The organism is Streptomyces sp. (assembly GCF_031181705.1).
Lineage (GTDB): Bacteria > Actinomycetota > Actinomycetes > Streptomycetales > Streptomycetaceae > Streptomyces.
This window is the reverse complement of sequence record NZ_JAPSKN010000078.1, coordinates 15502-27032: the sequence shown is the minus strand read 5'-3', so window position 1 is coordinate 27032 and position 11531 is coordinate 15502. Positions and strand designations below refer to the sequence as shown.

The window sequence follows — 11531 nt, the reverse complement described above, 5'->3', positions numbered from 1 at the left end:
ACCGTCTCCGCCGTGAACAGGTCCGTCGAGTACTCGAACGTGATCGTGATGCGGTCCGCCTCCGGGGTGACCACCGTGTAGAGCTCGTTGCGGGCCACGCCCTCGACGGGGAGGGGGCGGACGGTCGTGTGGAGGTCCTTGAGGTTCAGGGCCGGGGGGTCTGTCGTGATCACCGTGAAGAGGACCGTCGGGAACAGGGTCTTCGTCAGGTCCGGGGAGACCAGTGAGACCACGTCCGTCAGGGGGAGGTCCTGGTGGTCCAGGGCCTCGAAGAGGGTCGTGCCCAGTCGGGCGGTCAGGGCGGCGAAGGAGTCGGCCTCGGACAGGCGGGCCCGGAGCAGGACCGCGTCGCCCACGATGCCGACCGTCTCCGCGCGTTCGCGGGGGAGGCGGTTCGCGCTGGACGCCGCCAGGACGATGTCGTTGCGTTCACCGCACAGCCTGCCCAGCCAGGTCGCGAACGAGGCCGCCAGGACGGTGTAGGGCGTGGTGCCCAGGCGGGTCGCCGTGGCGGTGAGGCGGGCCGGGGTGTCGTCGTCGATGGTCCAGGTGTGCAGGGCGCCGCGGCCGGACAGCGTGCCGGGGTGGGGATGGTCGTGGGGGAGGGGCGGGCGCAGGGGGACGTCGGTGAGTTCCTTGCGCCAGAAGTGTTCCAGGGTCTTTCTGCGGTCGTCCGGGAGGTGGTGTTCCGCTCGGGCGAAGTCCGTGAAGTGGTGGGTCAGGGGCGGTAGTTGTGGGGTGCTGCCCGTTCTGCGCGCGTTGTAGGACTCCTGCAGGTCCCGTCGGATCAGGCCCAGGGACCAGCCGTCGCAGACCGCGTGGTGGAAGACCGTCAGCAGGATCCAGTGGTCGTCCGCCAGGCGGGCCAGGGCGAAGCGGAACAGCGGGGGCCGGTCCAGGGCGAAGGGGAGGGTGACGCGTTCGGTGCACCACTGCTCCGCCGTCGTCCCGGGGTGGGCGCGCAGGTCGGTGATCGGGAGGTCCACCGGGACCTCGGCCAGGATGTCGACCTCGTGGCCGCCGTCCGATCGGCGCACCGGCCTGGCGCGCAGGGCGTGGTGGCGTGTCACCACGTCGCGGAGGGAGTCGTGCAGTGCCTCGGGGTCCAACGCGCCGTGCAGGTCCATGCGGTGGGCGATGTTGTAGACGCTCGGGTCGGTGAGGGCGTGGTGGCGGTGCCACAGGCGGCGGAGGGTGGAGGGCATCGGTGCTGTGTCCACCACCCTGGGGCGGGTCGCGATGCCCCGGATCGTCGGGTCCAGGAAGAAGTCGGCCATGGTCAGGTCGATGCCCGCCGTCTCCCGCATCCGGTTCAGCAGGCGGATCGCGCTCAGCGAGTGGCCGCCGAGTTCGAAGAACGGGGTCGTGACCGGGACCGGCCGGGTGCCCAGTTCCTCACACCACAGGTCGTGCAGCGTCCGCTCCAGGTCCGTCTCCGGCTCCGCCCGCGAGGGCTCTACCGGCTCCTCCCCGGGTTCCGGCAGGGCCGCGCGGTCCAGCTTGCCCGAGGCGTTCACCGGGAGCCGGTCCAGGGTCGCCCAGCGGCGGGGGACCAGGTGGTCGGGGAGGCGGGCCGCGAGCGCGGTGCGCACGTCGGTCCAGGACGCCCCCTCGTCCAGGACCACGTACGCCACCAGCTCGCTGTCGCCGTGGCGGTCGCGGCGGGCCAGCACCGCCGCGTCCCGCACGGCGGGCAGGACCGTCAGCGCCGCCCTCACCTCGCCCGGTTCGACCCGGTAGCCGCGGATCTTGACCTGGTCGTCCGCCCGGCCCCGGTACTCCAGGGTGCCGTCGGCGCGCAGGCGGCCCAGGTCGCCCGTGCGGTAACGCACCCCGCCCGTGCCGTCGTCGAGGAACGCGGCGGCCGTCTCGGCGGGACGGTCGTGGTAGCCGTGCGCCACCGGCACCCCGCCGACATGGATCTCGCCGACCGCTCCGGCCGGCACCGGCCGGCCCGCGGAGTCCAGGAGCAGGACGCGCGCCCCCGCCACCGGGGTGCCGATCGGGGGCCACTCCTCGCCGGCGGGGTCGACGCGGTGCGAGGTGACGATGATCGACGTCTCCGTGGGGCCGTACTGGTTGTGCAGGGTGCAGTGCGGGTGCGTGGCGAGGAAGCGGCGGAAGGCCGGGGTGAGGTGGAGGGCCTCGCCCGCCGAGAACAGCTCGCGCAGGGACGGGAGTTCGGGGGCCGTCTCCATCAGGTACTTCAGTGGGGTGCAGGGCATGAACAGGCGTTGGACGTGGTGGCGGCGGACCGTGCGCTCCACCGCCGCCGGGTCGTGCCGTACGGCGTCGTCCACGAGGACGAGTGCCGCCCCCGAGGCGAGCGTCGTGAAGATCTCCTGGACGCTCACGTCGAACGCCGGTGACGTCCACTGGAGGGTGCGCAGCGCCGGGTGACGGGCCAGGTGGTCCCGGACCAGGTTCGCGGGGCCCCGGTGGGGCACGACCACGCCCTTCGGCCGGCCGGTCGACCCCGACGTGTGGATGCAGTAGGCCGGGTCCTGCGGGCCGGGGCCGTCCGCGAGCGGTGTCGACGGGAGGGTGTCGTCCACCGACTCCGCGAGGACGACGGGGACTTCGGCGTCCGGCCGGGGCGTGCCCTCGGAGGTGAGGAGGAGCACCGGTTCCGTGTCGGCGAGGAGCAGGGCCAGCCGCGGGGCGGGCAGGGACGGGTCCAGCGGGACGTAGGCCGCGCCCGTCTTGAGGACCGCCAGCAGCGCCGTGATCAGTTGCGGGCCGCGGGGCAGCAGGATTGCCACGCGCCCTCCCCGGGCCGCGCCGCGGCCGCGGAGCAGGTGGGCCAGACGGTTGGCCGCGGCGTCCAACCGCGCGTAGGACACCTCGACTTCGTCGCCGAGGAGGGCGACGGCGTCCGGTGTGCGGCGGGCCTGTTCCTCGAACAGGGTGTGCAGGGTGCCGGGCGGCGCGGCCTCCTCGGTGCGGTCCAGGGCGGCCAGCAGCGCGCGGTCGGCCGCCGTGAGGGCCGTCAGGTCGGACAGCGGCGCGCCGGGGGTGTCCAGCGCCCGGCGCAGCACCTGCTCGACCTGGTCCACCAAGCGGCGCACCGTGGCCTCGTCGAAGAGAGCCGTGTCGTACTCGACCATGAAGCGGATGCCGCCCGGGTGGCGGGTGAGGTAGACGCTGAGGTCGAACGGGGCACGCTCGCTCGGGACGTCGAGCAGCGTGGCGGTCAGGCGCGGCGGGTCGAACTCCGCCTCGCCCTCGTTCTCGTACTCCACCATCACCTGGAACAGCGGGTTGCGGCCCGGGTCGCGGCGGGGATTGAGCGCGCCGACCAGTTCGTCGAAGGGGACGCCGCTGTGCTCGTACGCCGCGGTGCTGCTCTCGCGGACCCGGCGCAGCAGGGCCGGGAAGTCCGGGTCGCCGGTGAGGTCCAGGCGCAGCGGGACGGTGTCGAGGAAGAGGCCGACGTGGTCCTCGGCGCCCGGGGGACGGGACGCCAGTGCCGTGCCGATCACCACGTCCCGCTGCCCGGCGAACCGGCCGAGGGTCGCGCCGATCGCGCCGGTCAGCGCCATGAAGAGGGTGGCGCGGTGCCCGGCGGCCAACTTCTGCAGGCCGTCCGCCAGTTCGGCGTCGAGGGCGTGGGTGAGGCTCGCGCCCACTCCCGAACGGACCGGTGGGCGGGGGCGGTCGGTGGGGAGGGTCAGTTCGGGTGCGCCGGCGAGGTGGTGCCGCCAGAAGCCGAGGGAGGCCGGGTCCGGGCGGGCGGGTGCCGGCAGTTCGGGCAGGGGCCGGGGCTCGGGTCCCGCGCCGCGCCGGGCGCGGTAGTACGCGGCGAGGTCGCGGGCCAGTACGGCCGTGGAGGACGAGTCGAAGACGATGTGGTGGGCCAGGAGGAAGAGCAGGTGACGGTCCGGGGCGAGGCTCAGCAGCCGGGCCGCGACCAGGGGGCCCGTGGACAGGTCGAGCCCGTGGTCCGCCGCCAGCGCCGAGCGCAGCGCCGCCTCCTCGGTCGCGCCCGTGTGGTCCTCCACGGGGCAGTCGAGCGGCATGCGGTCGCGTATCTCCTGGTAGGGAACGCCGTCCGTGTCGCCGAACACCGTGCGCAGGGCGGGATGCCGGTCGGCGACCCGGTCCAGCGCCCAGCGCAGGGCCGCGACGTCCAGGGGGCCGTCGAGCAGGATCGCCTTGGGCTCGTGGTACATGGCGGTGCCCGGATGCAGTTGCTCCAGGAACCAGATGCGGCGCTGGGCGGGGGTGAGGGGACGGCGGCGTGGCGCGGGCGGTGGGGCGGTGGTGTCGGTGCGCGGTTGTGGGCGTGGGCGCGGGAGCGGTTCTGCGTTCGGCCGGGGCTGCGGCAACGGCCCGGGCTGCGGCTGCGGGCGGCTCGTGGCCGGAGTCGTCCTGCGCACCCGGTCCAGGACCGGCAGCGCCGCCAGCACCTTCTCCTTCGGCACGCCGAAGTCCACGAAGCAGGCGATCTCGTCCGCCCCGGCCGCCAGCAGGCGCCGTACGGTCTCGGCGGCGGTGCGCTCGTCGCCGATCAGGGCGCGGGACGCGCAGTAGCGCTCGTACGCGCGGCCCAGCAGGAACTCCACGTCCTCCTCCGGCGTGTTCTCCAGGTCCACCTGGAAGCCCAGGCTGTTGGTGACCTGGTCGAAGAGGGAGAGCGAGGACCGCAGATACGACAGGAACGGCCGGTACGCCTCGGCCCGCGCCCGTTCCGCGTCCTCCTCCAGGTAGGTGTGCACGAGCACCACCACCCGCCCGGCCGCCGGGTCGAGACCGTGCTCGGCGCGGCTGCGCCGGTACAGCGCGATGTTCTCGGCCAGTTCCTCCACTGTCTGCGTCATCAGGTTGGTGACCACGCCGAGGTCCTCGGCGGCCGCCCGGCGGTAACTGTCCGGGTTGCCGACGACGGCCACGTACATCGGCGGCCGTTCCTGCACGGGCCGCGGGTGCAGGGTGATCTCCACGGGCGTGCCGTCACCCGCGGTCGTCTTCACCGGCCGCCCCGACCACAGGTCCCGTACGGTCGCCAGGTGCTCGTACATCACCTCACGGTGCCGGCCGAAGTTCTGCGGGGCGAGCGCGAAGTCGGTGGCGTGCCACCCGCTGGCGAAGCACAGGCCCGTCCGGCCGCCGGAGATGTTGTCCACGACCGACCACTCCTCGGCGACCCGGGCCGGATGGTGCAGCGGCAGCACCACCGAACCGGCGTGCAGCCGGACCCGGCTGGTCCGGGCTGCGAGGGCGGCGGCCAGGACGGAGGGGTTGGGGAAGAGCGCGCCGAAGGAGTTGAAGTGCCGCTCGGGGAACCACAGGGCGTGGAAGCCGTGCCGGTCGGCGAAGTCGGCGGCGGCCATGATCAGGCCGTACTTGTCGTGGTCGGTGTCCTCGGGGTAGTCGCCGAAGAAGTAGAGGCTGAAGTCGGTGGTCCCGGCGGTGGGCGATGCGGTGGGTGAGGTCGTGGGGCGGGGAACCGAGGCGGGGCTGACGGCGGTGGCCCGGGGCGGTGCCGTCCCGGTGGCGGTCGTCGCGAGGACGTCGAGCTGGCGGGAGATCATTCCGCCGACGTGGTCGACGAGTTGCTCGGCCAGGCGCAGCTGCTGACCGAGGAGGGCGGTCAGGCCGTCCGGTGACTCCTGCGGGGCAGCGGGCGCCGCTGCCGCCCGAGCGACCGGCTCCTGAGCGACCGGTTCCTCGAGGACCGGCTGTTCGATCACCGTTTCCGACGGGGGACCCATCGCCCCCCGCCCGTTCCCCCGCAGCTCCCCGACCCGCTCCGCCAGTCTCCCCGGCGTGTCGGCCGTGTCGAACACCTCGCGGACCGGGACCCGGACGCCGTACCGCTGCCGCAGTTCCGTCGTCAGGCCCATCAGGGACAGCGAGTCGGCGCCCAGCTCGAAGAAGGAGCTGTCCGGGGTCACGTCCGCCACCGGACGGCCGAGCTTGTCCGCCGTCGACCGCCGTACGAAATCCAGGACATCGTCATCCGGCTCGGTCCACGGGGCGGCCTCGGGAGCCGTCACCGGAGCCGGCGTCGAAGCCGTCATCGCAGCCGCGTCCACGCCGGGTGTCACGCCCCCGAACGGCACCCTCCGGCGTCGCAGCGGATGCCCGGGCAGCGGCACCCGCCCCCCGTCTCCCGCGAGCCCCTGCCAGTCCAGGTCGGCGCCCCTGCCGTACAGGGAGCCCAGAGCCGTCAGGAAGCCGTGTGCCTGCTCGGCGGCCGTGTCGCCCGCGCCCTGCCCGTTCAGCCACCGGCTGTCGGGTACGCAGTGCCGCCCGAGGCCCGTGAGGGCGCGCCCGGCGCCGATCTCCACGAAGTCCCGGCAGCCCTGCACGACGGCCTCGGCCATGGCGAGGTCGAAACGGACCGGCTGCCGGGCCTGGCGGCGCAGGTACTCCGCGTCGACCGTCCAGCCGGCCCGGCGCAGCTCCCCGTCGGCCGTGGTCACCAGCGGGGTGTGCAGCGCGTGGTACGTCACCCGCTCGGCGCGGGTCCGGAACTCGTCCAGCGCGTGCTCGATCTCCGCGGAGTGGAACGCCCGGTCGACGGGCAGCGCGCGCCAGCGCAGTCCCTCCTGGTCGAGCAGGCGTGCCGCCTCCTTCAGCGTCTGCCGCGAGCCCGAGAGCACGTGTGCGTGCGGGCCGTTGACCGCGGCGAGTTCCGCACCACTGGCCGCGGCGATCCGGCGTGCGGTGGCACCGTCGGACCGGACGGCGAGCATGCCCCCGGACGGACATCGGTCCCGCATCAGACGTCCGCGCCAGGCGGTGAGCCGCAGCCCGTCCTCCAGGGAGAGGGCACCGGCCGCGTAGAGCGCGGCGTACTCGCCGACGCTGTGGCCGAACAGCAGCCCGGGCCGGATCCCGGCCGCCCGCCAGGCGTCCGCCAGTGCCGCCTGGTGGGCGAAGAGGGCGGGCTGCGCGGTGTGGGTGGGCCAGATCTCGTCCTGCGCGGCGGCACCGTCCGGGCTGTCGGCGGTGGTGAGCAGCGGATGGAGCAGGCTGCCGCCGAACTCCCGGACGTGGAGCTCCTCGCAGCGGTCGAGCGTGGCCCGCGCCGCCGGGTGCGCGGCGTACAGGCCCCGTGCCATGCCGCGGCGGGCGCTGCCCTGGCCCGTGAAGGCGAAGGCGACCGGGCCGAGCGGCGCCGGTTCGGTCCGCCGGTGTTCCGTCAGCGCGCGGGCGAGGTCGCCGGCCGTGCGGCCGGCGACGGCGATGCGTGCCGCGCGGTGCGGCCGGCCGAGCGCCAGGGTGGCGGCCACGTCGGCGGCCGGCAGGTCCGGGCGGGCCAGGAGCCGGTCGCGGAGCGCGGCCGTGAGCGCGTCGAGGGACTCGGGGTCGGTGGCCGACACGGGGACGAGGACGGGCAGTTCGGGCACCGGTCGGGGGCGTGCGGGCGGGGCCTCCTCCAGGACGACGTGGGCGTTGGTGCCGCCGACGCCCAGGGCGCTGACTCCGGCCCGGCGGGGCACACCGTCCGGGACCGGCCACGGCTCCAGCTTCGTGGCCAGCCGCAACGGGCCGTCGCCGAGGGGGATTTCCGGGTTGGGGCGGGTCAGGTGCGGTGTCGGCACGAGCGTGCGGTGGCGCAGCATCAGGACCGTCTTGATGAGCCCGGCCATGCCCGCGCAGCTGTCGAGGTGCCCGATGTTCGGCTTGACGGAACCGACCGCGCAGAAACCGGCCGGGCCGTCCTCGCCCGGGCGCAGTGCCCGTGCCAGTGCCGTGAGTTCCACCGGGTCGCCGAGCCGGGTCCCGGTGCCGTGCGCCTCCACGTAGGAGATCGTCTCCGGCGGCACGTCCGCCCTGCGCAGCGCCTGGCGCACCACCTCGGTCTGTCCCTCGACGCCGGGGGCGCTGAAGCCGACCTTGGCGGCGCCGTCGTTGTTGACCGCGGAGCCCAGGATCACCGCGTGCACGGTGTCGCCGTCGGCCAGCGCCCGGTCCAGGCGCTTGAGCAGCACGGCGGCCACGCCGTTGCCGCCGACGGTGCCGTCCGCCTCGGCGTCGAAGGCCCGGCAGCGGCCGGTGGGGGACAGGATCGAACCGGGGTGGCTGTGGTAGCCGGTCTCCTGCGGCAGGTGCACGGCCGCCGCGCCGGCCAGTGCCAGGTCCGTCTCACCGGTGAGCAGCGCCTGGACCGCCAGGTGGACGGCGACCAGGGACGTGGAGCAGGCCGTCTGCACGCCGATCGCCGGGCCGGTGAGGCCGAGCCGGTAGGCGACGCGCGTGGCGAGGAAGTCCGGCTCCCGCCCGATGGCCGACTGCATGCCGGCGGCCGGATCCGCCGGGTCGTACGGCGTGCCGGTCGCGGGCCGCTGCTGGTGGTCGTAGAGGTTCATGCCGGACCCGGCGAACACGCCCACCCGCGTGCCCGGGGCGGTCGCCGCGTGGCCGCCCTCCTCCAGGGCCTGGTGGCAGCACTCCAGGAACAGCCGGTGCGCGGGGTGCGTGAGCCCGGCCTCGCGCGGGCTGAGCGCGAAGAAGTCCGCGTCGAACTCCTCGACGCCGTCGAGCACTCCGGAGACGGGCACGTGGCCGGGGGTGCGGCGTTGCTCCGGGGTGAGCCCGGCCGCGGCGAGCTCCTGCTCGCCGAACACCCGCACACTGTCCACGCCGTCCCGCAGATTCGCCCAGAACTCGTCCGCCGTGCGGGCGCCGGGAAAGCGCAGCGCCATCCCGATGACGGCCACGCGCTGGTCCGGGCGGCTGCCGGTGGGCGCCGCTCCGGGCGCGGCGACCGGACCCGGAGTGGCCTCACTCGCCGAAGGCGCGGGGGGCGCGGGCGCGGCTGCGAGTGCGGCAACGGGTGCGGCTGCGGGCGGGGCAGCGGGAGCGGGTGCGACTGCGGGTCCTGGCGCCGAAGGCGGCGTCGGTGCGGGCCCGTTCGCGACGTGGGCCGCGGCGTGGCTCGCGACGAGGGTCGCGAGGTGGGCCGCGAGGGCCGTGGCCGTCGGGTGCTCGAAGAACGCCGTCTGTGGTACGGACTCGCCCAGGCGTTCCGCCAGCCGGGTCCGCAGCCGCACCAACAGCACCGATGTCAGACCGAGTTCGTAGAACGGCACGTCCGCCTCGGCCGGGCGGCCGAGCACGGCGGCCAGTTCCTCCCGGACGGCCCGGGTCACCGCGTCGGCGTCCCGGACCGGCCCCGGCCCGTGCCGCGACCCGCCGTCCCGGGCATTGCCCCGCGGTTCGTCCCGGGTCAGCCTGCTCCGCAGCTCCTCCCGGCGCACCTTGCCCGCCGGCGTCCGCGGGAACTCGCCCTCGGGGACGGGCAGGACGTGGGCGGCGGTGAGCCTGAGGCGGGTGAACAGCGCCGCCCTCACCTCGGCGGCGATCCGGGTGTCCTCGGCGGCACCGCGGCTGACGAAGAACACCGCCAGCTCCTCCGTGCCCTGCTCCGCCGACGGGATCCCGCACGCGGCGACCTCACCCTGCCGGACCCCGTCGACGGCGGTGGCGGCCTCCTCCACCTCGTGGCAGTAGACGTTGAGGCCGTTGAGGATGATCACGTCCTTGCGCCGTCCCGTGATGACGACCTGGCCGCCGTCGAGGAAGGCCAGATCGCCGGTGTCCAGCCAGTCCGGCCCGGCCGGGTAGGCGGCGGCGTCCGCGTCGGGGTCGCGCACGTAGCCGGGGGTGAGGCGGGCGGGCGAGTGGACCTGCAGCCGGCCGATCCGGCCCGCCGGGGCGAGGTCGCCGTGGTCGTCGACGACGCGCAGTGTGACGCCGTGCGCGGGCGAGCCGCAGGCGACGAACGTGACGCAGTCCGCGTCGGGCACGTCCTCGCCGGCCCGCACCAGGTCACCGCCCAGGCTGCTCTTGAGCAGGCGGTGCACGGTGCCGGGCCGGTCCAGCCGGCCGTAGGTGACGGCGGTGACGGTCTCGGCCATGCCCCACACCGGGGCGATGTGCTCCTCGCGCACGCCGTACGGGCCCGTCGCGTCGAGGAAGCGGCGCAGCACCGGCAGCACGACCCGCTCGCCCCCGCACAGCAGCGACTTCAGCCCGCCCAGGTCCCAGTGGCGGTCGGGCCGCTCGGCCAGCGCGTCCGCGACGAGCCGGTAGGCGAAGGTCGGCGCCCAGCTGTGCCGCGCCCGGTGGTCGTGGAGGAGGTCGAGCCAGCGCAGCGGCTCGGCGAGCACGTGCTCGGTGGGGGCGTGCACGTTGGTGCAGCCGGTGAACACGGCGAGCAGGTGGTAGAGGAGGAAGGCGCCGCTGTGGTCGACGGGCAGCCAGTTCACCATCGTGTCGTCCGGGCGGACGTCGAGGATCCGGCGGCTGCTCGCCGCGAAGTCCGCGAGCCCGGCGTGGGTCAGCCGCGCCGCCTTCGGGACCCCGGTGCTGCCGGAGGACAGCATCAGCAGGGCCGTGTCGGAGGGGGCGGGTTCGACGTGGTCCGGCGCGGGCGGTGCGGCGAGGCAGTCCCGGGTGAGGGCGATCCGCGGGGCGGGCGTGGCATGGGCGAGGGCCGCGGCGCCGATCGCGTCGGTCAGGACCAGCGGCCCGTCGAGTAACGCGTGCGTCTGTCCCAGGCGTTCGAAGGCCGGGGAGCCCGGCGCGGGGTGCTCGGCGATGGCCACCGGGAGCGCTCCGCCCAGCACACAGGCCCAGAAGGCGGGGAAGAACTCGTCCAGCGGCAGCCCGCACAGCACCACCGGGTCGCCGCGCCGCACCCCGTGGTCGCGCAACCCGGTGAGCATCCGGCGTGCCGCGTCCAGCAGTTCGGGATACGACCGGGAGGCGGTGGTGCCGTCGGCGGCGAGGGTGACGACGGCACCGCCGTGCGCCGAGCGGGCGGCGCCCAGCAGCGCCCGCACCGCGTCGGCCGGATCGTCCTCGGTCCGCTCGGGCTCAGGACCCCGGCAGACGGCCTGCCCCCGTAGACGCTCCATGCGTGTCCTCTCCCTCTTCCCCGTTGGTGGACGAACGGTTCGTGGCCTTGCGCGCGTGGCGCTTCCGTACGGTGAGCAGCAGGGCCAGCGCCCCGCATGCCGCCGCCCCGTGGAAGGCGCCCACGACGGCCAGGGCCGGCAGCGTCTCCAACGCGGCGGCGGCGGTGATCGTGCCCAGCGCGAACCCGGACTGCTCGGCGGTGGCGGACAGGCCGAACAGCCGGTCGCGCTGCCGGTCGGGGGCGGCCTGGAGGCGTGAGGTGTAGACGATCTCGGTCCAGCCGTCCGCGAACCCCGCCGCCAGGGCCGCCGCGACCAGGGCCGGGGCGGGCGGGCCGGTGAAGGCCGCCACGAAGCAGAGCGACATCGCGCAGGTGCCGGCCGCGAAGGCCCGCTCGCCCCAGGTCGTGCCGTGCGGGCGGCGCTTGAGGACCTGGTGGGCGAGGAGCGTGCCCACGGCCCACGCCGACCAGAACCGGGTCATGAACAACGCCGGTTCGGACGGCTCGGCCGCGTTCGCCGCCAGCGGCAGCGCGACGTTGTGCGAGGCGGACGCCAGCGCGTCCAGGCCCCGCAGTGCGATCAGGCCGAGCAACGGCCCGGCGACCCCCGCCACTCGCCGCCCCAGCCGCCCCCCACGGACCGCCACGGCCTCGC

Annotated in this window: 1 protein-coding gene and 1 pseudogene; both read right to left on the bottom strand. The window is 75.0% G+C overall.

The genetic code is table 11. From position 1 onward, the window contains the following. On the bottom strand, positions 1-10874 hold a 10874-nt coding region (locus tag RIN80_RS16475; RefSeq protein ID WP_309096355.1), incomplete at its 3' end, for a non-ribosomal peptide synthetase/type I polyketide synthase. Then, positions 10834-11529, bottom strand: a pseudogene (locus RIN80_RS16470) (MFS transporter); the annotation flags it as partial. The gene RIN80_RS16475 and the pseudogene RIN80_RS16470, both read right to left, overlap by 41 nt. Positions 11530-11531: the final 2 nt, after the last annotated feature.